This window comes from Maribacter sp. (genome assembly GCF_016744255.1).
Lineage (GTDB): Bacteria > Bacteroidota > Bacteroidia > Flavobacteriales > Flavobacteriaceae > Maribacter_B.
The window spans coordinates 1-23,876 of the sequence record NZ_JADGES010000052.1 but is presented as its reverse complement, the minus strand read 5'-3'; the positions used below and the strand labels follow the sequence as shown (position 1 = coordinate 23,876).

At 32.1% G+C, this 23,876-nt stretch carries 26 protein-coding genes and 2 pseudogenes; 8 read left to right on the top strand and 20 right to left on the bottom strand.

What is annotated here, in order from left to right:
- Positions 1–368 (top strand): annotated as a pseudogene (locus QZZ51_RS10130) (sialidase family protein); the annotation flags it as partial.
- A gap of 38 nt (positions 369–406) precedes the next feature.
- On the opposite strand, the gene QZZ51_RS10125 reads toward QZZ51_RS10130, so the two are convergent.
- The 8 genes from QZZ51_RS10125 to QZZ51_RS10090 all read right to left on the bottom strand — a co-directional run bounded on the left by QZZ51_RS10125 (position 407) and on the right by QZZ51_RS10090 (position 7,747).
- Complete coding sequence (locus QZZ51_RS10125) at positions 407–856, bottom strand: hypothetical protein (RefSeq protein WP_291869229.1); 450 nt, start codon at positions 854–856, stop codon at positions 407–409.
- Positions 846–1,358: a hypothetical protein gene (locus QZZ51_RS10120; RefSeq protein WP_291869227.1), complete on the bottom strand. Its 513-nt coding sequence runs from the start codon at positions 1,356–1,358 to the stop codon at positions 846–848. The genes QZZ51_RS10125 and QZZ51_RS10120 overlap by 11 nt, the downstream gene beginning before the upstream one ends.
- A gap of 37 nt (positions 1,359–1,395) precedes the next feature.
- The gene (locus tag QZZ51_RS10115; RefSeq protein ID WP_291869225.1) at positions 1,396–1,935 is read right to left on the bottom strand and encodes an RNA polymerase sigma factor; all 540 of its coding nucleotides are present in this window, start codon (positions 1,933–1,935) and stop codon (positions 1,396–1,398) included.
- A gap of 154 nt (positions 1,936–2,089) precedes the next feature.
- Positions 2,090–2,614 (bottom strand): GNAT family N-acetyltransferase, encoded by a 525-nt coding sequence (locus QZZ51_RS10110; protein ID WP_291869223.1) that lies wholly within the window; start codon positions 2,612–2,614, stop codon positions 2,090–2,092.
- 39 nt (positions 2,615–2,653) lie between these two features.
- On the bottom strand, positions 2,654–4,477 hold the full coding sequence (locus tag QZZ51_RS10105; RefSeq protein ID WP_291869221.1) for an ABC transporter ATP-binding protein: 1,824 nt from the start codon (positions 4,475–4,477) through the stop codon (positions 2,654–2,656).
- Entirely contained in the window at positions 4,477–6,186 is a 1,710-nt protein-coding gene (locus QZZ51_RS10100; protein ID WP_291869219.1) for a phospho-sugar mutase, read from the bottom strand. Before QZZ51_RS10100 ends, QZZ51_RS10105 begins: the two co-directional genes overlap by 1 nt.
- A gap of 54 nt (positions 6,187–6,240) precedes the next feature.
- Positions 6,241–7,188, bottom strand: a complete 948-nt coding sequence (locus QZZ51_RS10095) for a glycosyltransferase family 2 protein (RefSeq protein WP_291869217.1) — start codon at positions 7,186–7,188, stop codon at positions 6,241–6,243.
- 34 nt (positions 7,189–7,222) lie between these two features.
- Complete coding sequence (locus QZZ51_RS10090; protein ID WP_291869215.1) at positions 7,223–7,747, bottom strand: DUF4199 domain-containing protein; 525 nt, start codon at positions 7,745–7,747, stop codon at positions 7,223–7,225.
- A gap of 170 nt (positions 7,748–7,917) precedes the next feature.
- Between QZZ51_RS10090 and QZZ51_RS10085 the strand changes: the two genes are divergently transcribed.
- The 3 genes from QZZ51_RS10085 (at position 7,918) to mtaB (ending at position 10,786) form a co-directional block, all read left to right on the top strand.
- A complete protein-coding gene (locus QZZ51_RS10085; protein ID WP_291869213.1) occupies positions 7,918–8,190 on the top strand; it encodes a type B 50S ribosomal protein L31 in 273 nt (90 codons plus the stop codon).
- Between the two features lie 88 nt (positions 8,191–8,278).
- Positions 8,279–9,454, top strand: coding sequence for a GlmU family protein (locus tag QZZ51_RS10080; protein WP_291869211.1), 1,176 nt, complete (start codon positions 8,279–8,281; stop codon positions 9,452–9,454).
- Between the two features lie 3 nt (positions 9,455–9,457).
- The gene (gene mtaB, locus QZZ51_RS10075; RefSeq protein WP_291869209.1) at positions 9,458–10,786 is read left to right on the top strand and encodes a tRNA (N(6)-L-threonylcarbamoyladenosine(37)-C(2))-methylthiotransferase MtaB; all 1,329 of its coding nucleotides are present in this window, start codon (positions 9,458–9,460) and stop codon (positions 10,784–10,786) included.
- A gap of 54 nt (positions 10,787–10,840) precedes the next feature.
- Here mtaB and QZZ51_RS10070 read toward each other — a convergent pair whose 3' ends face one another.
- Positions 10,841–11,134: an N-acetyltransferase gene (locus QZZ51_RS10070; RefSeq protein WP_291869207.1), complete on the bottom strand. Its 294-nt coding sequence runs from the start codon at positions 11,132–11,134 to the stop codon at positions 10,841–10,843.
- Positions 11,135–11,302: 168 nt separating this feature from the next.
- Here QZZ51_RS10070 and QZZ51_RS10065 point away from each other — a divergent pair, with 168 nt between their 5' ends.
- Together QZZ51_RS10065 and QZZ51_RS10060 are read left to right on the top strand one after the other, a co-directional pair.
- A complete protein-coding gene (locus QZZ51_RS10065; protein ID WP_291869205.1) occupies positions 11,303–11,965 on the top strand; it encodes an alpha/beta hydrolase in 663 nt (220 codons plus the stop codon).
- Positions 11,966–12,011: 46 nt separating this feature from the next.
- Positions 12,012–12,962: a lytic transglycosylase domain-containing protein gene (locus tag QZZ51_RS10060; protein WP_291869204.1), complete on the top strand. Its 951-nt coding sequence runs from the start codon at positions 12,012–12,014 to the stop codon at positions 12,960–12,962.
- Positions 12,963–13,030: 68 nt separating this feature from the next.
- On the opposite strand, the gene QZZ51_RS10055 is transcribed toward QZZ51_RS10060, so the two are convergent.
- Together QZZ51_RS10055 and QZZ51_RS10050 are read right to left on the bottom strand one after the other, a co-directional pair.
- Positions 13,031–13,546 carry a DUF2892 domain-containing protein gene (locus tag QZZ51_RS10055; RefSeq protein ID WP_291869202.1) on the bottom strand — a complete coding sequence of 172 codons (516 nt, stop codon included), beginning with the start codon at positions 13,544–13,546 and terminating at the stop codon, positions 13,031–13,033.
- Positions 13,547–13,549: 3 nt separating this feature from the next.
- The gene (locus tag QZZ51_RS10050) at positions 13,550–14,431 is read right to left on the bottom strand and encodes a DUF6263 family protein (protein WP_291869200.1); all 882 of its coding nucleotides are present in this window, start codon (positions 14,429–14,431) and stop codon (positions 13,550–13,552) included.
- Between the two features lie 159 nt (positions 14,432–14,590).
- Between QZZ51_RS10050 and rpmH the strand changes: the two genes are divergently transcribed.
- Together rpmH and carB are read left to right on the top strand one after the other, a co-directional pair.
- Positions 14,591–14,758, top strand: a complete 168-nt coding sequence (gene rpmH / locus QZZ51_RS10045; protein ID WP_027067351.1) for a 50S ribosomal protein L34 — start codon at positions 14,591–14,593, stop codon at positions 14,756–14,758.
- A gap of 95 nt (positions 14,759–14,853) precedes the next feature.
- Positions 14,854–17,706 carry a carbamoyl-phosphate synthase large subunit gene (gene carB / locus QZZ51_RS10040; protein ID WP_291869198.1) on the top strand — a complete coding sequence of 951 codons (2,853 nt, stop codon included), beginning with the start codon at positions 14,854–14,856 and terminating at the stop codon, positions 17,704–17,706.
- 85 nt (positions 17,707–17,791) lie between these two features.
- Here carB and QZZ51_RS10035 read toward each other — a convergent pair whose 3' ends face one another.
- The 9 genes and pseudogenes from QZZ51_RS10035 to QZZ51_RS09995 all read right to left on the bottom strand — a co-directional run.
- The gene (locus tag QZZ51_RS10035; protein ID WP_291869196.1) at positions 17,792–18,847 is read right to left on the bottom strand and encodes a hypothetical protein; all 1,056 of its coding nucleotides are present in this window, start codon (positions 18,845–18,847) and stop codon (positions 17,792–17,794) included.
- A 319-nt stretch (positions 18,848–19,166) separates the two neighbouring features.
- Positions 19,167–19,517 carry a ribose-5-phosphate isomerase gene (locus QZZ51_RS10030; protein ID WP_291869195.1) on the bottom strand — a complete coding sequence of 117 codons (351 nt, stop codon included), beginning with the start codon at positions 19,515–19,517 and terminating at the stop codon, positions 19,167–19,169.
- Positions 19,518–19,643: 126 nt separating this feature from the next.
- Positions 19,644–20,138 carry a DUF2867 domain-containing protein gene (locus QZZ51_RS10025; protein ID WP_291869194.1) on the bottom strand — a complete coding sequence of 165 codons (495 nt, stop codon included), beginning with the start codon at positions 20,136–20,138 and terminating at the stop codon, positions 19,644–19,646.
- Between the two features lie 9 nt (positions 20,139–20,147).
- Positions 20,148–20,405: a hypothetical protein gene (locus tag QZZ51_RS10020; RefSeq protein ID WP_291869193.1), complete on the bottom strand. Its 258-nt coding sequence runs from the start codon at positions 20,403–20,405 to the stop codon at positions 20,148–20,150.
- 266 nt (positions 20,406–20,671) lie between these two features.
- Positions 20,672–20,818 (bottom strand): hypothetical protein, encoded by a 147-nt coding sequence (locus tag QZZ51_RS10015; RefSeq protein WP_291869192.1) that lies wholly within the window; start codon positions 20,816–20,818, stop codon positions 20,672–20,674.
- A 13-nt stretch (positions 20,819–20,831) separates the two neighbouring features.
- Positions 20,832–21,377 carry an acyl-CoA thioesterase gene (locus tag QZZ51_RS10010; protein ID WP_291869190.1) on the bottom strand — a complete coding sequence of 182 codons (546 nt, stop codon included), beginning with the start codon at positions 21,375–21,377 and terminating at the stop codon, positions 20,832–20,834.
- Positions 21,378–21,406: 29 nt separating this feature from the next.
- Positions 21,407–21,772 (bottom strand): 6-phosphogluconate dehydrogenase, encoded by a 366-nt coding sequence (locus tag QZZ51_RS10005; RefSeq protein WP_291869188.1) that lies wholly within the window; start codon positions 21,770–21,772, stop codon positions 21,407–21,409.
- 32 nt (positions 21,773–21,804) lie between these two features.
- The gene (gene rmuC / locus QZZ51_RS10000) at positions 21,805–23,136 is read right to left on the bottom strand and encodes a DNA recombination protein RmuC (protein WP_291869186.1); all 1,332 of its coding nucleotides are present in this window, start codon (positions 23,134–23,136) and stop codon (positions 21,805–21,807) included.
- A gap of 59 nt (positions 23,137–23,195) precedes the next feature.
- A pseudogene (locus QZZ51_RS09995) lies at positions 23,196–23,876 on the bottom strand (RNA-directed DNA polymerase (Reverse transcriptase)); the annotation flags it as partial.

Here is a 23,876-nt window from a genome sequence, read left to right as displayed (position 1 = left end):
AAAAACCAACAGAAGGTATTTATTCGTTAGCTTTTTATGATGATATGTTAGGAATCGCTTTTGGAGGGGATTACACTAGTCCAAATGATAATATTAATAACAAAGCAATTACAATAGATGGCGGTAATACATGGAAGATTGTAGCCAGCGGACAAGAACCTGGATTTAAGAGTTGTGTGCAATTTGTACCTAACTCACAAGGAAAGGAAATTGTTTCTATAGGGTTTACTGGAATTTCATATTCTAATGACATGGGAGAAAGTTGGAAAAAGCTTTCGAAAGAGTCTTTTTATACGTTACGTTTTGTGAGTGATACTGTTGCTTATGCAGCAGGGAAAAATAGAATAGCCAAACTAAGTTTTAAATAAAACACATAAAAGGAGTCCATGGACTCCTTTTATGTGTTTTATTTATTGCCTGACTTGTTTTTTTGGTGGTATTGTCGTAAAAGTTTTCTTTTAAACCCGTTCTCCGATTGCAATAGGATAAAGGTTTTTTTAGCAGAAATTACTTTTCGGATATCCGACACGAATTTTTTATGTAATCCATGTTTTTTTTCTTCTAAAGAAAGATCTAGTTCCAGAAGTTTATTTATTTCTTTTTCAGATAGTTGTTCTATGCTTTCTAAACTTTCATGGATATCTTTTCGTTCCTGTTGTCTTATTTTATGAATCTTCTTTTCGTGAGCATTATAAATGGGCCAAAACTCTTGGGCTTCTTTACTGGTTAAATCTAATTTCTCTGTTAAGTAAGCAATTTTTAATGCTTTTATTTTTTCATGGTTGGGTTTGTGTTGTGCGTTACTGGCAAAACCAATTAAGCATACAACTACAAATATTGTTTTTTTAATATTCATTACTGTCTAAGTTTAATTCGTTAAAATCATCGATATCACTTTCTAAATAATACAATATGTTTTCTTCATTAATGGTTATCTTAAGCATATCGTTTAGATCTAAATTCTCTAGAGGAATTACTTCCGCAATTTCATACGTAGAAAGGTCTAAATTGGTATACTCTAAATAGGCGTCTATATCTGCATTTACCAAATCGTCCATGCTATAAGTTTCTGTTTTATTCAGGTTTAAACCAATGAATAAAAGAAGGGCTGCTGCTATTGCTGAATAATAGTATTTTTTATAGAATTTTAAAGCGATTACTTTTGTTGGTGTTTTGTCTAATTTCTCCGTAATATTTTTGTAAAGGGTATTAAAATAATCTTCGGGTACTGAAAAACCTTCTTTGTTAGGTAGTTTGCTTTCTTCTTCGGAAGCAATTTTATCTAACAAGGCATCGTTAAAGTTTTCCAGATAATTTTCTGGAATCTTAAATCCGCTATTTTTATTAGGTGCTTTCATGTTATTAATTAGACTTCTATTTTTTTAAATGGTTTAATTATTCTTTTAAATAAGCTTCGAGCTTTTTAGTTGCTAGATGGTACGAAGCTTTTAATGCGCCAACAGAAGTTTCTAAAATTTCAGATATTTTTTGGTATTTCATTTCATCAAAATACCTCATATTAAAAACAAGCTTTTGTTTCTTTGGCAAGGTAGCTATTGCTTTTTGTAATTTTAATTGAATTTCATCGCCTTCAAAATATACATCAGACTCTAAATTATTTAATAGCGTTTCTTGTAATTCAACACTATCGATGCCCATTTTCTTAGATTTCAATTGTAAAAAAGAAAGCGATTCATTGGTAGCAATTCTATACATCCATGAATAAAGTTTACTTTCTCCTTTAAAATTACCAATATTTCTATACACTTTAATGAAGGTGTTCTGCAGCACATCATCCGCATCATTATGGTTTAATACCATGCGTCTAATATGCCAATATAGCCTTTCTTTATAGGTGTTAACAAGTACCTCGAAAGCCTTTGCCTGAGTTTCGGTTTGCTTTAAATTATCTATTAATGTTTGTTCTTTTATCAATAGTATTAGCTTACGTTCTATGCTAGGACTATAAAGGTAGTAAAAGGTTTAATTGCTTAAAGCAAATTATTTATTTACATGTAATTATTGATTAAAGAAAAATCACTAGAATCTTGCTCTTAATTTTTTAGTAAAATTCTTACGGACAGGATTATTAGTCTTTGAAAATAAGAGGGTGGCATTTGTCTGTAAATTCTTTAACATCTTTTATTGTAAGGAGTTCGGGGTAAGACATTAATAGTAATTGCAAGGGTTTTTTGTCCTCTATCAAAGGAGGTATTTCATAATAATGTTGGTTAAGTTTAAACCCAGTTCTTTGATAAAATTTTATTCTACGCTCATTGATAGTAGAATTTGGTAACTCAACCTCTAACAGAATTGTTTTGTCACTACTCTCCATAAATTTTTCGAGGATTAATTTCCCAAACCCTTTGTTTCTTTGCTCAGTAGATGTTGCAAAATGATCTATGTACTTAAGTGTTTCAAAATCCCACCATAAGAGAAAACCTATGAATTTATTTTCATCCATCAGGATATTAAAATGATAATTTGATTTCTTCATCACATGAGTCTGTGCATTAAAAGACCTTCGTTCCTCTAAAGGGAACGCATCCTCATAGAGTTTCCAAGCTTTGTGGAAATAATTATCGGATATATTTTTAAGTCTTATTTGGTACATCGTGTTACTTGCTGCTAGCGGTCAACTATAAAGTGATATTTATCCTAAGGATTGCATGGCTACCAACTTTCTGTACACTCCGTTAGAAGCTAAAAGTTCTTTATGGGTTCCTTGCTCTACAATTTCTCCTTTTTGTAGAACTACAATGGTATCTGCTTTTTGAATGGTAGAAAGTCGGTGTGCAATAACAATAGAAGTTCGGTTTTGCATCATTTTTTCTAACGCATCTTGCACTAATCTTTCGCTTTCGGTATCGAGAGCAGAGGTAGCTTCATCTAGAATCATTATTGGTGGATTCTTTAAAACGGCTCTTGCAATGGATAAACGTTGTTTTTGTCCGCCACTTAGTTTGTTTCCACTATCGCCAATATTGGTGTCATAGCCATTAGGGAGCTCCAGGATAAAATCATGAGCATTAGCAATTTTAGCGGCTTCTATAATTTCTTCTTCTGTAGCATTCTCTTTACCTAATCCAATATTGTTTTTAACGGTATCATTAAATAGAATAGAGTCTTGGGTAACCAAGCCCATTAAGCCTCTTAAGGATTTTTTAGTAAGGTTTTTTATGTTTTCGTTGTCAATAGTGATTGCACCTTGATTAACATCGTAAAAACGGGTAACTAAATTAGCGATGGTACTTTTTCCGCTACCAGATTGGCCAACTAGTGCTACTGTTTCTCCTTTATTTACTTTAAGATTAAAGTTTTTAAGAACATAATCATCTTCATATTTAAAAGAAATATTTTCTAATTGAATAGAAGAGTTGAACTCTTGTTTTTCGATAGCGTTATTTATTTCGGCAATAGGATTTTTGGTTTCTAAAATTTCTAAAACTCTTTCTGCTGCTGCATTTCCTTTTTTAACACCATAAGATGCTTTACTAATAGCTTTCGCAGGAGTTAGTATGTTGTATGCTAATCCCATGTATGCAATAAATAATTCGGGTTTTAGTGTTTTGTCAACTAAAACCATTTGTCCGCCAAACCATAAAATTACTCCAATTGCAGCAATACCAAAAAATTCACTGGTCGGAGAAGCTAAATTTTGACGGTTCAATAATGTATTCGAAAAATTAAAAAAACGTTTGGTTGAGTTTTGAAATGTATTTGAAAATTTTTGCTCGGCATTAAAAGCTTTAATAACTCGTAATCCGCCTAAAGTTTCTTCTAAAATAGATAAAAAGGCACCTTGTTCTTTTTGTACTTTGTCCGATTTTCTTTTTAAGGATTTACCTAATAATGAAATTAAAAAGCCGGAGATAGGTAGAAAAATAAACACAAAAATAGTAAGCTTTACACTAATAGAAACCATTGCAATAATGGTAAATAGTATGGTAAGTGGCTCTCTTACAATTAACTCTAGTATAGAAAGAAAAGAATGTTGAATCTCTAAAACATCGGAAGTAATTCTCGCAATAGTATCCCCTTTTCTTTTTTCAGAATAATAGGATAATGGTAAATCTATAGTTTTTGTATACAGTTCATTTCTTAAATCTTTTAGGACTCCATTTCTCAGAAAGGTAATAAAATACATGGCCAAGTAGTTGAATAGGTTTTTAAGAAAAAACATCGATATTACTAGGGCAACCATGAAAACCAAAGCATCATTTTCTCCTTGACCAGCTTTTTGCGTTACAAAATAGCTTAGAGAATCAAAAACATACTCCTTTGCATTAAATAATCCCTTCCAAAGTGGTCTCTTATAAATGGGTTCTGTTTGTTTAAATATAACAGATAACATAGGAAACAAAGAAACCATTGATAAAGTAGCAAAGAGTGCATAAAAAATATTCGAAATGATATTTAATATTGCATAGCTCTTATACGGCTTAGCAAAGCGAAGAATTTTCTTAAAATACTCCATTAACCTAAATTAAGTTCACTCACTATACGTTTTATTTTAGCTTCTAATTCTGCATCTACTTTTTTAAAGTTTTCTGCTTTGTCTAGAGTAGTATTAATACTAAAGTAACATTTTATTTTAGGTTCTGTTCCACTTGGTCTTGCTGCCATTTTTGTGCCATCTTCTGTAATATATATTAAGACATTAGAAGTAGGGATGTCTATAGGCGTAACCGCTCCGGTAACTAAATTGGTAGAAGTAGCTGTATTGTAATCCTCAACAGTTACAACTTTAGAGCCATCTATAGAAGCCATTGGCTTCTCTTTAAAATCAACCATCATTTGTTTGATTTCCTCTGCACCAGAAATTCCTTTTTTAGTTAAAGAGATTAATTTTTCTTTATAAAAACCAAAGTCTACGTAACAGTCTATTAAATCTTTAAAGAAAGAGCTTCCGTTTGCTTTTGCGTTTGCCGCAATTTCACAAGCTAAGAGGGTAGAGGTAACTGCATCTTTATCGCGTACAAAATCGCCAACCATAAAGCCAAAACTCTCTTCACCACCACCAACAAAATCTTGGTTAGGGAAATCTTTTATCATTTTAGCAATCCATTTAAACCCTGTTAATCCAATTTTATACTCCACGCCGTAGCCTTTTGCTAGGCTCCCCATCATTGGAGTAGAAACAATAGTAGAACCAATAAATTCGTTCCCGTTCATTCCTTTTGCTTTACGCTGGTCTAATAAAAATTTGGTCATTAAAACCATGGTTTGGTTGCCATTTAAGATTTCCATTTTACCATCAAGATTACGTACTGCAATACCTAAACGATCACCATCTGGGTCGGTACCAACAACCATATCTGCATCAATTTTTTCTGCTTTTGCAATTGCCATCGAAAGGGCTTCTGGCTCTTCTGGATTAGGAGAAACTACAGTAGGGAAATTACCATCTGGTTTTGCTTGTTCCTCAATTATGGTAACATTCTTGTATCCAGCTCTTTTGAGTACTTCTGGGATTGCAGTTATAGAAGTTCCATGTAATGAGGTGAATACGATTTTAAAATCGTCTTTTCCTTTGGCATTAAAATTTCCATTGGCTACAGAGGTGCTAATAAAGCTTTCGTCTGCTTCTTTATCTATTAATTCTATTAAACTTGGATTAGCATCAAATTTAATATCTTCAAATTTTAAGTTATTTATTTCATTAATAATTGCTGCGTCCTGAGGCGGAACAATTTGTCCCCCATCTGTCCAATAAACCTTATAACCATTATATTCTGGCGGATTATGAGAGGCGGTTAAAACAATACCAACGTGGCAATTTAAATCTCTTACGGCGAAAGAAAGAGCAGGAGTGGTTCTTAGTTCTGAAAAAAGAAAAACTTTAATACCGTTTGCGGAGAAAACCTCGGCTACTGTTTTAGCAAGCGTATCGCTGTTATGTCTACAATCGTAAGCAATAACTACTTTTATTTCCTCACCCTTATATACCTCTTTTAAGTAATTAGATAATCCTTGGGTATTTTTCCCTAGAGTATATTTGTTAATTCTGTTGGTGCCTACACCCATCATTCCGCGCATACCACCTGTTCCGAACTCTAAATTTTTGTAAAACCTGTCTTTAAGTTCTTCTGTATTTGTGTTCTGTAATTGTTCTATTTCTTTTCTGGTTTCAGCATCAAAAAAATCTGATTGCCAGGTCTTTACTGCGTCTAGGTATGCTTTCATAATTTTGTAAGAATTTTACTTCAAAAACTAAATTTTATGTTATTTATTGTTTTTTTAAAGATTTACTTTTTCAGATATATTGTATCTAGCTTCATTTGTTCTGGACTGTACAATTATTTCGCCAAGAAAACCAGCTAAAAATAGTTGTGTGCCTAGTATCATAGCGGTCAAGGATATAAAAAATTGTGGTCTATCTGTAATTAATCTTCCTTCTTGATTAATAAATAGCTTATCTATTCCTAAATAAATAGCAAAACTAAACCCAATGATAAACATAAGAACCCCCAATGCACCAAAAAAATGCATAGGTCTTTTTCCAAATTTAGAAACGAACCATATGGTAATTAAGTCTAAAAAACCATTAATAAATCGTTCCATTCCAAATTTAGTTTTTCCGTATTTTCTTGCTTGGTGTGTTACAATTTTTTCTCCAATTTTTCCAAAGCCTGCGTTTTTAGCTAAAACAGGAATGTAACGGTGCATTTCTCCAGAAACTTCAACGTTTTTTACAACGTCTTTTTTATAGGCTTTTAATCCGCAATTAAAATCGTGAAGTTTTACTCCAGAGGTTCTTCTTGCAGCCCAATTGAATAATTTAGAAGGTATATTTTTTGCGATTACCGAATCGTATCTTTTTTTCTTCCAACCAGAAATAAGGTCGTATCCTTCATCTTGGATTAGGTTGTATAATCCGGGTATTTCTTCCGGACTGTCTTGTAAATCAGCATCCATGGTAATAATAACTTCTCCATTGGCTGTTTTGAACCCTGCGTGTAGTGCCTGCGATTTACCGTAATTTTTAAAGAAACGTATTCCTTTAACATTAGGATTAGTGTTGGAAAGGTTTGTTATAATGTTCCAAGACTTGTCTGTACTACCATCATCTACAAAAAGTATTTCATATAAAAAATGATTGGATTGCATAACAGTAACAATCCAATCATGAAGTTCTTTTAGCGATTCTTCTTCGTTAAGTAATGGTATAATAATGGATAATTGCATTCGCTATTTTAAAAATCTACCCAAAAATACGAACTTAGTTCAGAATTTCTTCTTTTTTCATAGCTAATGCAGGAATTAATGAAAAAACAAATCCTATTACAATACTAAATAATAGTCCAAATAGCACTTGCATAGTTGGAGTACTGAATTTTTTCCCCATTTCTAATTGCGCATCAACCTGCTCAGAAGTTAATTTTGTATTTGTTAAAAGTTCTGATTTTTGAAACTCTAATGCTTTTTCCATCAGGTCGGGATCAATAACATTCGCCATTAATAAATTAAATATAATGCCCACTATGCCACCAATTAAAGCGATACCGACGCCAACCTTTAAGCCTTGCGCAAAAGACATATAGGTATTGTTTGCTTTTTTAAATTGATATATACCAAAAACAATAGCAATTAATGTTAAAGCCATACTCACTAGACCGACCATCATGCCTCCTTTATAGTGTAGGTCAACAGAATATAGCATTAAGCCAAAGGCAACGCTAACGGCACCTAGTATAAGGCCATATGTTACGGCAAAAGAGCTAGTTTTAATTTTGTTTTCTTCCATTTTGTTCTATTTTTTTGGTTGTTATTTATATTAGTTGTCTACTTTTATTTTTTGTTACAAATAAAGGTACAATAATTTATTTTTATTTTTTTGAGTTTTAAGATTGTCGTTTTCCGAAAAATAACTAAATTTGCAGCTCTTTAAGAGAAAAGTATTTAAAGTTATAAGTGATGAGAAAAGGTATACACCCTGAAAATTATAGATTAGTAGCGTTCAAAGACATGTCTAACGAAGAAGTGTTTTTAACAAAGTCTACTGCAGATACAAAAGAAACTTTAGAAGTAGAGGGCGTTGAATATCCTTTAATTAAATTGGAAATTTCAAGAACGTCTCACCCTTTCTATACTGGTAAAGCTAAGTTGTTAGATACCGCTGGTCGTATTGATAAGTTTAAGAACAAGTACAAGAAATTTTCAAAAGCAGAAAAGAAAGAAGAGGAATAGCATATTTCACTTTTATAATATACTAGCGCCCTCGATAATGTTTTTATCGAGGGCGTTTATTTTTTAAATTTATCAAAAAAATAGAGTTATGAATTATATTCTTTTTGATGGTACGGTAAGAGATGCGTTGCTGCCTTTTACTTTTACAAGGCCAGTTGCAGATATTAGAATTGGAATCCTTACCATTAGAGAAAAGTGGGAAAAATATTTAGGAACTACCACGACTACAATTACGGAAGACTATTTAAGTGTTAAATATCCGATGGTAGAAATGGGCAAAAATGTTTTGATAAACAGTTCTTTTTTACCCAATAAAGAGTTGGTAGGTCTTGTGGAGGAACTAAAAGAAAATGAAGCTGTTTTCTATGGAGAAGAAGTTGTAGCTTTTTTTACTACGGATTCGCAAGAAGAGGTAGACTTGTCAACGTATAAACAAATAGAATTCAAAGAAGAAGTATTAAGGGTGGAGAATACTTGGGATATCTTTTCTAAAAATGAAGCTGCAATTCTGGAAGATTTTAATTTCCTAACAGAAGGAAGAGAAAGTCAGCCAATATCTAAAACGAATAATCTTATTTGTCCAGAAAACATTTTTCTAGAAGAAGGTGCACAGGTAGAGTATAGTATACTGAATGCTACAGATGGGCCAATTTATATTGGGAAAAATGCAGAAATATGGGAAGGAAGCTTGGTTCGTGGGCCATTGGCTCTTTGTAATAATGCGACCATAAAAATGGGAGGAAAAATTTACGGAGCTACTACTATAGGCCCTTTTTCAAAAGTTTGTGGTGAAGTTAGTAACTCTGTAATATTTGGATACTCTAGTAAAGGTCATGAAGGCTATTTGGGAAATGCAGTTTTGGGAGAATGGTGTAATATAGGTGCGGACTCTAATAATTCTAATTTAAAGAATAACTACGCTAAAGTGAGGTTATGGAATTATGCATCAGAGAGTTTTGAGCAAACAGGGCTACAGTTTTGTGGTCTTATGATGGGGGATCATAGTAAAACAGCAATAAATACTATGTTTAATACAGGTACGGTTATTGGGGTAAATTGTAATATTTACGTTCCAGGATTTCCTAGAAATTTTATACCGAGTTTTAGTTGGGGAGGAGCATCTGGTTTTACATCGTATCAGCCTAAAAGGGCTTTTGAGGTAGCTAAGGTTATGATGGCAAGAAGAGGAGTGGAATTTAATGATGTGGAAGCGGATATTTTAACAACGGTATATGAGCTTACTAAAAAATGGCGTAAATATTAATACATGAAGAAGAAGGTTGCATTCTATACATTAGGTTGTAAATTAAATTTTTCGGAAACCTCTACTATTGCTAGGGATTTTGAGAAAGAAGGTTTTGATCGAGTTGATTTTAAGGAAAAAGCAGATATGTATGTTATAAATACATGTTCTGTTACAGAGAATGCAGATAAAAAATTTAAAACTATAGTGAAGCAAGCGCAAAAAGCAAATCCTACTGCTTTTGTTGCTGCAGTTGGTTGTTATGCCCAATTAAAACCAGAAGAGCTTGTTGCTGTAGATGGTGTAGATTTGGTTTTGGGTGCTACGGAAAAATTTAAAATAACGGATTACGTAAACGATCTTACTAAAAATGACTACGGAGAAGTGCATTCTTGTGAAATAGAAGATGCCGATTTTTATGTGGGAAGTTATGCGATAGGGGATCGAACAAGGGCATTTTTAAAGGTGCAAGACGGTTGCGATTATAAATGTACCTATTGTACTATTCCTTTAGCAAGAGGTATATCAAGGAGTGATTCTGTGATTAATGTGTTAAAAAATGCTGCCGAAATATCTGCTCAGGGTATAAAGGAGATTGTCCTTACTGGTGTTAATATAGGGGATTATGGAAAAGGGGAGTTTGGCAACAAAAAGCATGAGCATACTTTTTTCGATTTAGTACAGTCCTTAGATACTGTAGAAGGTATTCATAGGTTGCGAATTTCATCTATAGAGCCTAATCTTCTTAAAAACGAAACCATTGATTTTGTAGCAAATAGCAATGCCTTTGTGCCGCATTTTCATATTCCTTTACAGAGTGGGAGCGATGTTTTGTTAAAGCTTATGAAGCGTAGGTATTTGACAAATTTGTATCTAGATAGAATTCATAGAATAAAATCTACAATGCCAAATGCTTGCGTAGGGGTAGATGTTATCGTTGGTTTCCCAGGAGAAACGGAGGAGTTGTTTTTAGAGACCTATAATTTTTTGGTAGATTTAGACATATCATATCTTCATGTTTTCACATATTCTGAAAGAGAAAATACAGAGGCCGCAATAATGCCTGGGGTTGTTTCTAAGGAAGTAAGGCATAAAAGAAGTAAAATGCTAAGGGGGTTGTCAGTAAAGAAGCGTAGGGCTTTTTATGAGGGTCAAATTGGAGAAGAGCTTATAGTCTTATTTGAGGGAGAGAATAAAGAAGGCTATATTCATGGTTTTACAGAAAACTATGTAAAAGTAAAAGCCCCTTGGAATCCAGAATTGGTAAATACGCTACATGCTGTTACTTTGACAGAAATTGATGTGGATGGTTTGGTTCGTTTTGATTTTAAATCCACAAAATCCATAGCATAAAAAAATCCCAATAGAATTACTATCTATTGGGATCATATTTTTTAAAGATTAGAATTAGATTCTAATTCCAACAGGAAGCATTTCTTTGTATTGCCTATTTTTTCTTAAAAAACCTGCTATTTCTGGACTAGTAGGAACCACTCTTAAGTTTTTTTCTTGAATAAGGTGTAAAACAGATTTAATGAAATCTTCTTTAAAATCTTCTTTAGTAACTTCTTCTGGAATAATTAATTTTGTTAAAAATATTTTCCGTTCTTGAGAAGAGTACTCAATTTTTGCTAAATGTCCTTCAATTGTAGTTTCAAACTGGCGTAAAAAACTGTTGTCATTAATTTCTACTTCATTCATATAGTTAGATTTTAATATTAAATCAGAAAATTACAGTGGTCTCAAAGTGTAATTTTCAATACATTTACAAAACATTGTGTTGTTTTTTTTAAAGAGAAAAAATAACGCAAGACTCAAAAGTAGTGAAAAATAAGCTAATATCCTAGTTTAGAGGGGACTCCGTAATATATGAAAAAATCATTAATTCCTGTTTATTTAATGCCAGGAATGGCTGCTAATCCAACCATATTTAAAAGTATTAATTTGCCAAAGGATATCTTTGATATTCATTGGTTGGAATGGTTTGTTCCTGAAAAAAAAATGTCTCTAGAAGAATATGCTATTATAATGTGCTCTAAAGTGAAACATGCTAACCCTGTGTTATTGGGTGTTTCTTTTGGCGGTATGCTTGTGCAAGAAATGGCTAAGCATTTACCTTGTAAAAAGGTTGTTATAGTATCTAGTGTTAAAAGTAAAGAGGAGTTACCAAAAAGAATGTTGTTTGCAAAGTATACTAAAGTACACAAATTGCTTCCGACTGGTTTGATAAACAATGTGGATTTATTGGCTAAATATGCTTTTGGGGAGACGGCATCTAAGCGCGTGGCTCTTTATGAAGAATACCTTTCTGTTAGAGATAAACGATACATAGACTGGGCAATTGACCAAATTGTAAATTGGGCTCCTAAGGAGCAGTCAAATAAGGTAATACATATTCATGGAGAAAAGGATCTGGTTTTTCCTATGCAATACATAAAAGGTTGTATTCCAGTAAAAAACGGTACGCATACCATGATAATACATAGGGCAAAGTGGTTTAATGAGCGGCTACCTGCAATTATTTTGGAATAAGAAAGTTCTATTAATACCTTTGGGTAACAAATTTAGATTAGATATTATGAAGATTATAAAGAATGTATTAATGCTTTTAGGAGTAGTTTTTGTTATCAGCACATTAATTTTTGCTGTACAGGATGAAAGTAAGATGGAAACCTCTAAAAAAAGTATAGAGGATGAGGGGGTAACATCTGTTTCTTCGCAATATAGAATTAAGACTATTGAGATACCCGAAGATTTAAATTTTGCAGGCGAGTCTGTTCCGCAAGAAGATCCTGAGATTTTGGAGCGTGTAGATCGCGAGTTTTTAGTAAATACATACTGGCAGTCTAATGCTTTGCTTTTAATGAAAAGGGCAAATAAATATTTTCCTGTAATAGAGCCTATTTTGGCGAAAAATGGAATTCCAGACGATTTTAAATATTTAGCTGTAGCAGAAAGTGCACTTACTAATGTGGTTTCCCATGCTGGGGCAACTGGTTTTTGGCAGATTATGAAAGGTACGGGTAAGGAGTATGGTTTGGAAATAAATACAAATGTGGATGAAAGGTATCATTTAGAAAAATCTACACAAGTAGCTTGCGATTATTTAAATAGATGGTATAAGAAGTATGGCAGTTGGACACTCACTGCAGCGGCTTATAATGCAGGCCCTGGGGCAATTAATAAGTATTTAGGTAAACAGAAAGTAGATAGCTATTACGATTTATTGTTAGGGCAAGAAACGGGTAGATATGTATTCCGAATAATGGCTATTAAAGAAATATTATCTAACCCAGATAAATATGGATTTGATATTAATAAAGAAGATATGTATTCTGCTATACCAACTTTTAGAGTAGAATTGCAAGAGCCAGTTACTAATTTTGCCAACTTTGCGACTAAGTATGAAATTAACTATAAAATTTTAAAACGGCATAACCCTTGGTTGAGGGAGGCGCACCTAAACAATGCTTCTCGTAAAAAATATGTGTTAGAGATTCCTAATAAAGGATATTATAAAACCAAGTAGGTAGAAAAATTATAAAACAATAAAGGCTCCGATTAGGAGCCTTTATTGTTTTATGCAAAAGAGGGTATTTAGATTTTTTTCATTTGCTGTTGCATCATTTTTATCTGATCTTTTAGCATATCATTTTTGTCTAGCTTTTTTGCTTCACTTAAAAGCATTGTAGCTTCTCTTTTTCTTCTCTTCTGCATTGCTATACCTGCCAGACTTAATTTAGCCATTGCCAAATCATAATCCATGGTTAGACCTAATTTTATAGCTTTCTTAAAGAACTTCTCCGCTTTGGTTAAGTTGGTTTGCGAATTTATTATTCCATGTAAATAGTTAAAGTAGCCTTGTTGTTTTACGGTAAGTGCTGCTTCAGGCTTTTTTATTTTAGAAAGCCATCTTTCGGTTCCTGCTAAATCTTGCTTTCGCATTCTTAAAAAAGATAATAAGATAATTTCATTTCTAAAATAAAGAAAGATAAAAATAGAAGAAAGTAAAATTAGGGAAATTCCGTTCCCGATATTTCCTTCTATAAATTGATAAATAGCATAAGCTATTATTAATGCGGCAATTACAATTTTAAGATTTTTGTTGAACATTTTTTATTGAATTAATTCGTAGGTTATTGTAGATTTTATAGTTGTTGGTATTTCTTGATCAGACATTTGTGTCATCGTGGAAACTCCTTTTGTTTCCCCTTCAACAGTCATTTTTATAAGAATACCCGTATTAGCATTTGCTAAAATAAGAGTATTCTGTGTTCCGTTTAGGTTCATGGTGGTTGCCGGTTCTGTTATATTCATTGCCACATTCGCAGTTCCAGTAATTACGGTTTTGTTTTCACCCAATTTTTTTAAGGTCCAAGTGTTGTCCGTGCTAAGTTTTCCTTCATACTTATTTTTCCAAGAATCACCTACGTTGACAGTAGTTGTAGGGTATATAAAAGTCATTTGCTCATAGCTTTGGGAAAGCGCATCGGATCCAAATTCTTTTTCTAAGGATTTTTTCATCATATTTTTAGAGAAATCATCTTCTAATCCAGATGCTTTTGTCATTCTAGTTACTAGGCTATCTCCTCCTTTTACTTCTAAAATATTTCCTGTTTTGGATAAAATCATTTCTACAGGGTTATTTAAAAGACTGTTGAATATTTTAGATTGCATGTCGCCTTCTTTAATTTCTTTGGCTTGTACATTCATTAGTTCTCCTTGGATACTAGAAGATATTTTTAAATTTAAATCTTTAAAAACCATAGATAATTCATAGCTGTCCTTGATTTTATCTATAACCGTAAATTCTAAAACACCATTAATTTCATTCGTTAAAACGTGCGAAGCTCCATCTAACTCTTGCGTTATTATCTGCTGCGCATTTTGTTTTATAGTAAAAACGGCATTTTTTTCAAGATTGTACTCTAATTTATTTTGCCCTAATATACTATGGTTAAATAGTAATAAAAAGAGCAAGGGAGCAAAGTATTTCATTGTGAATTTTTTTTTAAAAAAACCATTCTGGCAAAAGTAATAAAAACAATCCTAAATATTTTTTTAATTAGATTTGTCAAAGCAAAAACTCTTTGTATATTTGCGCCCAGATTTTGCGGTTAGAACTGTGATTTTGAAAATAACAAAAAGTATTAAAAAATGCCAGGACAAAAAAGAACATATCAGCCATCAAAGCGTAAGAGAAAGAATAAACATGGTTTCAGAGAGCGTATGGCTTCTGTAAATGGAAGAAAAGTTCTTGCTAGAAGAAGAGCTAAAGGAAGAAAAAAATTGACGGTTTCATCTGAAACAAGACATAAGAAATAATGATTTCATTATTTTAAAAATATTAAGGTGTTACTTTTTTTAAGAGTAGCACCTTTTTTTTGACCAAATTTTAGATATACATATAAAGTAGCACCATGCCAAAAAGAGAAGATTTAAAATGCATTTTATTAATTGGTTCTGGCCCAATAGTTATAGGGCAGGCCTGTGAATTTGACTATGCTGGTTCTCAATCCTTACGTTCACTTCGTGAAGATGGAATTGAAACTATCTTGATTAATAGTAATCCAGCAACAATTATGACAGATCCGTCTATGGCAGATCATGTTTATTTAAAGCCGCTGACTACGAAGTCTATTTTAGAAATTTTAAAGAAACACCCAAATATTGATGCTGTTTTACCAACAATGGGAGGGCAAACGGCTTTGAATTTATGTATTGAGGCTGATGAAAAAGGAATTTGGGAAGATTTTAATGTAGAACTTATAGGAGTAGATATAGATGCTATTAATATAACAGAGGATAGAGAGCAGTTTCGGGAGTTAATGCTTAAAATTGGAGTTGGTATGGCTCCACAAGCTACAGCAACTTCTTTTTTAAAGGGAAAAGAAATAGCGCAGGAGTTTGGTTTTCCTTTGGTGATTAGAGCGTCTTATACATTAGGAGGTGCGGGAGCATCTATTGTATATAAACCAGAAGATTTTGATGAATTACTTAGTGTTGGTTTAGAAGTATCGCCAATTCATGAAGTAATGATAGATAAAGCCTTAATGGGTTGGAAGGAGTATGAGTTAGAATTGCTACGAGATAAAAACGATAATGTAGTTATTATTTGTGCTATTGAGAATATGGATCCTATGGGAATCCATACCGGAGATTCTATTACAGTTGCACCTGCTATGACACTTTCTGATAAAACATATCAGAAAATGAGAGATATGGCTATACATATGATGCGTAGTATCGGAGATTTTGCAGGCGGTTGTAATGTGCAATTTGCTGTTAGCCCCGATGAACATGAAGAAATAATAGCCATAGAAATTAACCCGAGAGTATCTCGTTCTTCGGCATTGGCTTCTAAAGCAACGGGGTATCCTATCGCTAAAATAGCAACAAAATTAGCTATAGGATATAATTTAAATGAGTTAGATAATCAAATTACAAAATCTACTTCGGCTTTATTTGAGCCTACTTTAGATTATGTAATTGTAAAAATACCACGTTGGAACTTTGATAAGTTTGAAGGGTCTGATCGTTCTTTAGGTCTACAAATGAAATCTGTAGGAGAAGTAATGGGTATTGGCCGTTCTTTTCAAGAAGCCTTGCATAAGGCAACACAATCTTTAGAAATTAAAAGAAACGGATTAGGAGCAGATGGTAAAGGATACACAGATTACGAACAAATAATCGGTAAATTAAAAGTAGCTAGTTGGGATCGTGTATTTGTTATTTATGATGCTATCCAGATAGGAATTCCTTTAAGTAGAATTCACGAGATTACTAAAATAGACATGTGGTTCTTAAAACAATATGAAGAACTACACTTTTTGGAGAAAGAGATTTCTACGTACACCATAGCATCTTTAACTAAAGACTTAATGCTAGAGGCTAAGCAAAAAGGTTTTGCAGACAGGCAAATAGCGCACATGCTAGATTGTTATGAAAGCGAAGTATATAATAAGAGGGTAGAAATGAATGTTAACAGGGTATACAAGCTTGTAGATACCTGTGCGGCTGAATTTAAGGCTAAGACGCCATATTATTACTCTACATTTGAAGCAGAGATAGAAACACCAGAAGGCAAGCGCTATGTGGAAAATGACAGTATCGTTACCGATAAGAAAAAAATTGTAGTACTTGGTTCTGGTCCTAATAGAATAGGACAGGGGATAGAGTTCGATTATTGTTGCGTTCATGGTGTTTTGGCAGCTGCAGAATGTGGTTATGAAACTATTATGATTAATTGTAATCCAGAAACAGTTTCTACAGATTTTGATACGGCAGATAAGTTATACTTTGAGCCTGTTTTTTGGGAGCATATTTATGATATAATTCGACATGAAAAGCCCGAAGGAGTTATTGTTCAGTTAGGTGGGCAAACCGCTTTAAAGTTGGCAGAGAAACTAGAGAAATACGGTATAAAAATTATAGGAACCAGTTTTGATGCATTAGATTTAGCAGAAGATAGAGGGCGTTTCTCTGATTTATTAACCGATTTAAAAATACCATTTCCGAATTTTGGAATTGCAGAAACGGCAGACGAAGCTTCGGCATTAGCAGACAAATTAGATTTTCCTTTATTAATTAGACCTTCTTATGTATTAGGTGGGCAAGGAATGAAAATTGTAATTAACAAAGAAGAGCTAGAAGAGCACGTTGTTAATTTATTAAAATCTATTCCAGGGAATAAATTGCTATTAGATCATTATTTAGACGGTGCAATAGAAGCAGAGGCAGATGCTATTTGCGATGGGGAAGATGTGTACATTATTGGGATAATGGAGCACATAGAACCTTGTGGCGTGCATTCTGGGGATAGTAACTCTACGTTACCTCCTTTTAATTTAGGAGAGTTTGTAATGCAGCAAATAAAAGACCATACCAAGAAAATTGCACTAGCTTTAAATACGGTAGGACTTATAAACATTCAGTTTGCAATTAAGGATGATACGGTTTATATAATAGAAGCCAATCCAAGAGCCTCTAGAACAGTACCATTTATAGCGAAAGCATATAAAGAGCCTTATGTAAATTATGCAACTAAGGTGATGATAGGAGATAAGAAACTGAAGGATTTTAATTTTAATCCTCAATTAGAAGGCTATGCTATAAAACAACCAGTATTCTCTTTTGATAAATTCCCTAACGTAAATAAGAACTTAGGACCAGAAATGAAGAGTACAGGAGAAAGTATCTTGTTTATTGATAGTTTAAAGGATGATGCGTTTTATGATCTTTATTCTAGAAGAAAAATGTACTTGAGTAAATAAGTTAAGAAAAGCCATAAAAAAAAAGACATTATTATTATTAATGACTTTTTTTATGGCTTTAATTTTTTAAGAAAAAAGGGAATAATTAATTTTGAGTGAAACTTCTGAAATCTGAAATTTTGATTATAATATCTAATTGTTCAAAGTATAGATCATTTCCAATAACTTGCATGTGATTTATTTTTCCCCAAAAATCGAATCCACTTGTTTCTTTGTAAGGAGTATCTAATTCAGAAACATCAAGAGAGACAACACCAGAATATAATAACACAAGAGAGTCACTGATTACATTGTAAGAATATAGTCCAGCCTTGTGCTGAGAATTGTATTCATAGTCCTGGATTGAAATAAGAATTTCTTTAGAATTACTGTCGTAGGCGATATCGGTAATATTTCCTTTGTCCGATATATCTATTAGAGTTTTGACTTTAAAACCAGAATCTGTATTTGTAATTTCTCTTAGATAGTTTTTGTTGTCTACAGCATAGAGTATATTACCTGCGGTAATAATTTTTGAAACATTTGAAAAACCTGCATTAGTGCCAACACCATCTTTTACTTCTTTCATATCAGGATTACCGACTAAAAAATCTGTTTCTTGAATATCTAGATTAAATCCTCTAAGAGTTGCAGAAGTTTTATCATAGATAATAAAATCATCATTTAAAGAGGTTATGTCATTAAAAACCGAAATATTATCCTGAATTGTATTCGTAGCAACTGTTTCCTTTAATTCCATTGCATTTTCTTTAATACTATAAATAGTATTCCCTTTATTACTATGGTTGCTAATGCTCACTGGTTTTCCATCGGAGGTTATCGTAAATCTTCCATTTTGGGTAGATGTAAAAGATCTAAAAGGTAAAAAGTCATTAATAACACTTAAAGTTCCGTTATTTTCTAGTTTTTTAATATAAATAGGGTTAGACTGTACTCCTGCATCGCTAAACTCAGTAGCTAATTCCATAAAGTATATTTCATTATTAAAAACAGCCATGTCATGTGTAATTCCTATAGGAATAAAAATATCGGGTTTAATAGTTGAAGGTTTTAAAATTGTGTATTCAGAATCTTTAGAACTACAAGAAAGGAATAAAAATAAAGAACAAAATAAATACAGTGCTGTACTAATTTTTTTCATGTTAATGGTTTTTGTTAGTACCTTAACTCTATGAAAATAGAAATATTGTAATTAATAATGGGTGTTTTTTTCGATAGAAGAGAAAAAATATTAGGTAAAATAAGTATTTAATATTTTAGTAAATAATACAGATTGTACCCGTGGTTATTGTACTTGAAAGTATAGGGAGAATACGCTATTTTAACGTAGAGGTTCTAGAGAAAAGAGGAGAAGGGCTTACCTTATATTTAAGGTTTATGGAAATAACGGATTTTTATTTTATTGATTTCATTAGGAATATATGATTAAAAAGCTTGAGCAGCGAAAAGAAAAATAGCGGCTAATTAAACCAAACAGCGTATCGTTTTCGGCGTAACTCCAAAGCTAAAGTTTCTTCCATTTTTAAGGCTGCAGCTCTAGTGGTCATTGTAGGGATATGATGGTACAGACTCCCTCGTAAATAGAGTCCATATTTTTCTACAATGTTAGCAGAAATTTTGTGCCCTTTTTTGTTTATATAACCAGATTTGTGCTGTTCAAAACGTTCCTTGGGTGTTTTACTGGTCATTCCAACATAAAGACATTGAAGAGACCCATTAAATTGTGGGTTGGCCTCTCTAAATTTTCTGTTCTCGGTATATATTTTTTTAGAAAGTTCTATCACATAAACGCAGTATTCGGTTCTTGCCATGACAGTTAAATATTTAAATTATTCAAGCTTTGGTCTTAATTGTTTAAATGTCCAATATTGGTTTGTATAAGAAACGTAGGGTAGTTAAAATACTTTTGTTTTTAGCTAAATATAAATATTCCGCCTTTATTTTTCTCTAAATGCGTTTTGAGCCATTCTTTTGACAATTAGTCTATGAAATGGTTTTATTAATCCCATATAAATTTTTCCCTTAAGATTATTGTATTCCACTAATGTAATAACTTTAATATTATTTGAATCAGATTTATCATTATGAACTATTGCCCGAAAGTTTAAATGCGAGTCATCTGCTCCTAATATAACTTCATAATCAGATATTGAGAATATTTTAAAGAACTTCACATATCCTCCAACTCTATATTTTTCATTGTAATCATCTGGAATTTCTGTTTTTAAGCCAAACAAGCCTACAATTTTATTTCTCAGAGAAAATAATAAATTTATCCAACCTGGAGTTGTGTTGAAAATAAGATTTGTAATTTCCTGAATAGTGTTTTTATGGTTCGTTGTAGAAAAGGTATCTGCAAAATCAATTTTATTGAGTAATTTTTTCAAATTATCTGTTAATTCAGTTTGTTCTTCATTTACTTTTTTATTCATTTTAGAACCTTAGTTTTCAGTTTTTTCAACAGCATACATTTTTAATAGATCAACAAACGCTTTTTTGATTTTATTCATTTCAGATTGCGGAGTATCTTTTTCTAGAATAATTTTAACCCGAGATGCCGAGTCCACTTTGAAATGTTTTTCAGTATTTATATTAATCTGTTGGGTCTCTATTGAATTTGTTTTAAATAATATTTCAATCCATTTACTTTCAGCATTTTCTTTGACGGTTATTCCAGTATATTCATTTGTATTCTCCAAATAATAGGCTGTTGAGCAAAGCTTGAATGTTCTACAGAATTGTATAAACTTAATCACTTTTTTTGCTTAATGTCAACTTCCTCAAGTAAATAGTTATAGTTTGTTTCGGTATTATCAAGCTTATACATATCTATTTTTTCGTTCAAATATTGATACGTTTCTGCTTTAGTTTGACCTAAGCATTTTGTGTAGGTAGATAATAGAAATAATACAATAAATAAATTTTTCATAATTGGGGACTGTTTTTTGACTTAATTAGAATACAGTTAAAGAGGCATAGAAAAGTACTTTTTTTGCATAAATTCTTGTTTTACTGCTCTAAAAACGGAAAAAACATTATCAGCAACGTTGAGAATAAAATTACGAACCATAACTCGTAAATTAACTAAACCAAAATTATATATTCCTTCCATTTTTAGTTTTACATTAATCCATTTTTAATTTCACATTTTCATTATCTAACAATTCTAAATGCTCTTCTATTTTAAATTGAGAAGCTTTAAAATCACTTTTCCTTGTTATGGCTTGTTCTTTACGTTTTAAACTTCTAGAAAAACGACGTATTCCTTGTTCAGAGTCAATTATTAAGCCTGGTATTGTAACATTTTCTCCTTTAGGGCCTTTCGCTACCATCGTAAAATAAGAAGAATTACAATGTTTTTTAAGTCCTGTAGTAATGTTTTCAGATTCTACACGAACGCCAATGACCATAGAGGTTCTTCCTGTATAGTTTACAGATGCTCTTAAGGTTGCTAATTCGCCAACTTCAATAGGATTTAAAAAATCTACTTTATTTACAGATGCGGTTACGCAATAGTGTTGCGAATGTTTAGAAGCACATGCGAAAGCTATTTGATCCATTAGGTTTAAAATATGTCCACCGTGCACTTTACCACTAAAATTAGAGTGGGCCGGGAGCATTAACTCGGTTATGGATACTCTAGACTCTCTAGCGCTCTTATATTTTTTCATTTATTTTTTATAAAGAATGTTCGTAGTATTTAATTGCCAAAATGCGGCGATTTTTCAGATTCTACTTCGGTTGCGAAGTATTTAGTATCTCCTAGCCAAAAGAAAGTAGCATAACGTTCTATGTATACCAATTTTACATACTTTCCTTGGTATTCTTTTAGTTTGCTAATTACTTCTTTGTCTTTATCTAAAACAGAAAAAGAAAAAATTTGTGCGCCAGAAATTCCTTGGCTAATTTCTCCTTCCCAAGTCTTTGCTAATACCCCTTTTCTGCTAATTTTTATTAACTCTCCAGAGCGAACTCCTTCGCTATATGGTACAAAGTAAATAAAGGCATAATAGACTGCCATGACAGCAACGATACTAACAATAATAAGGCTTATAATTTTTTTCATTTATATATAATTTCTAGTTACGTATTCTTAATTTAATCTTCTTTAAAATCGGCTTCCTCTGCTCTTTTTAATAAAGGTTCTGGGATAGATTTTTTGGCTTTTGCACCCATTATCTTAAGTTTTTCAATACTGGTAATAATGTTCCCTCTGCCTTCTACGAGTTTATTCATAGCTCCTTTATACTCTCCCTTGGCTTCGTCTATCTTTTTGCCAACCCTTAGTAAATCGCTGGTAAAACCTTCAAATTTATCATATAATGCTCCGGCTTGCCTAGCAATTTCAATAGCATTTTTTTGTTGCTTTTCATTATTCCACATACTATCAATGGTACGTAAAGTAGCTAGTAGGGTAGAAGGGGTAACAATTACTATGTTTTGCTCAAAAGCTTTGTTGTATAATTTGTTGTCCGTGTTTACAGCAATTGCAAATGCAGGCTCAATAGGAACAAACATTAAAACAAAGTCAGGACTTTCCATAGCATACAAATCTTCGTATTTTTTTGCGGATAGTTGATCTACGTGTCTTTTAATAGAGTTTATATGGTCTTTTAAAAACCTTTCTTTATCGGCTTCTTCTGCATTAATAAAACGTTCATAGTCGGTTAAAGAGACTTTAGAATCTACCACCATCTTTTTGCCATCGGGAAGATTAATGATAACATCGGGCAATACTCTAGAGCCGTCTTCTCTAGTAAAACTTTGTTGAACGGAATACTCTCTATCTTTTTCTAGTCCAGACTTCTCTAAAACACGTTCCAAAACCAATTCGCCCCAATTTCCTTGCATTTTACTATCTCCTTTTAAGGCTTTAGTAAGGTTTTCTGCTTCTTGAGTTATTTTTAAATTCTGACTTTGTAAGTTTGTAAGTTGTTCTTTTAAAGCAGAATGAATGCTAATATTTTCTTTTTGACTATCCTCTACTTTCTTCTCGAACAACTGAATTTTATCTTGTAAAGGCGAAAGAATATTTTTTATGTTTTTCTGATTTTGTTCCGTAAACTTCAAGCTTTTTTCTTCTAAAATCTTGTTTGCTAAGTTTTCAAATTCTTTGGTAAATTTTTCTTGAAGCTTTTCAACCTCTTCCTTTTGTACCGTATTTTTTTCTTGTAAGTTCTCTATATCCGATTGATAACGAACAATCTGATTACTCATTTGTGTCTTTTCTTGCTGCAAATGTCTTTGGTGTTCTACTTCATCCATCAACTTAGCCTCTATAGAAGATAAATTATTTTGTAATTGCTTCTCTCTTTCTTCTAAAGTGCTTTGGCTAGATTTAGTTTTAAGCGTTTGTATGTAGTTACCCAAAAAGTATCCTATCGCAAGGCATATAATTCCGATAATTAAATAGATGACGTATTCGTTCATTTGTAGAAAATTAAACTTTTGTAAAAATAGTTAAAATTAAAAGTATTTCACTGTTTAGTTTAATTGTCAACATTACTAAAATCGTATTTTTTGAGAGTATTTTGTAGTATTTTCCAATGATTCCTTACTTGCCTTTTTATTTCAGGAGCTTCTAATTCTTCAGATGCTTTATATGCATATCTCAAGTAATTTCCTCTAAATTTCCTTTTGGATGCTTTAGTAACCGATTTACCGTCGATATATGTTGTCCTTTTTGAAGGCAATTTTCGTGATTTAACTCCTTTGTAAGTATATAATCTGTATAGTTTTCTTTTGTAAAGGGGAGCTTCATCTAAAAGATATTTTTCTTTAATACTTTCTACTCTTTTATGTTTACGCTTTACTGTTTGCTTCATTTCTCTATAAAAACTAGCAAGGTTTTTAGATTTGATTAAAGTTTGATAACCGTAGAATTCAAAACCTAAATAATTTAAGGGAACGTTTTCTTTTAAGGAGTCATCAGTTGTAATTCTAAAAGATTGTAATCTATTGTTATGTCTTTTAAAAAGAGTTTTTTCTATTTTTTCTAAGGATACTTTTAGTTCAATTTTCTCAATTTGTTCTTTTATGAACTCTTCTACAATTTTTATTTGATTCTCCTTACATAAAACAATAATGTCATCGGAATACCTTCTGTAAAATACATCGTGTTTTAATGTTAATTGATCAATAATAGCTTCGTCAAAGGATAACATATAGAT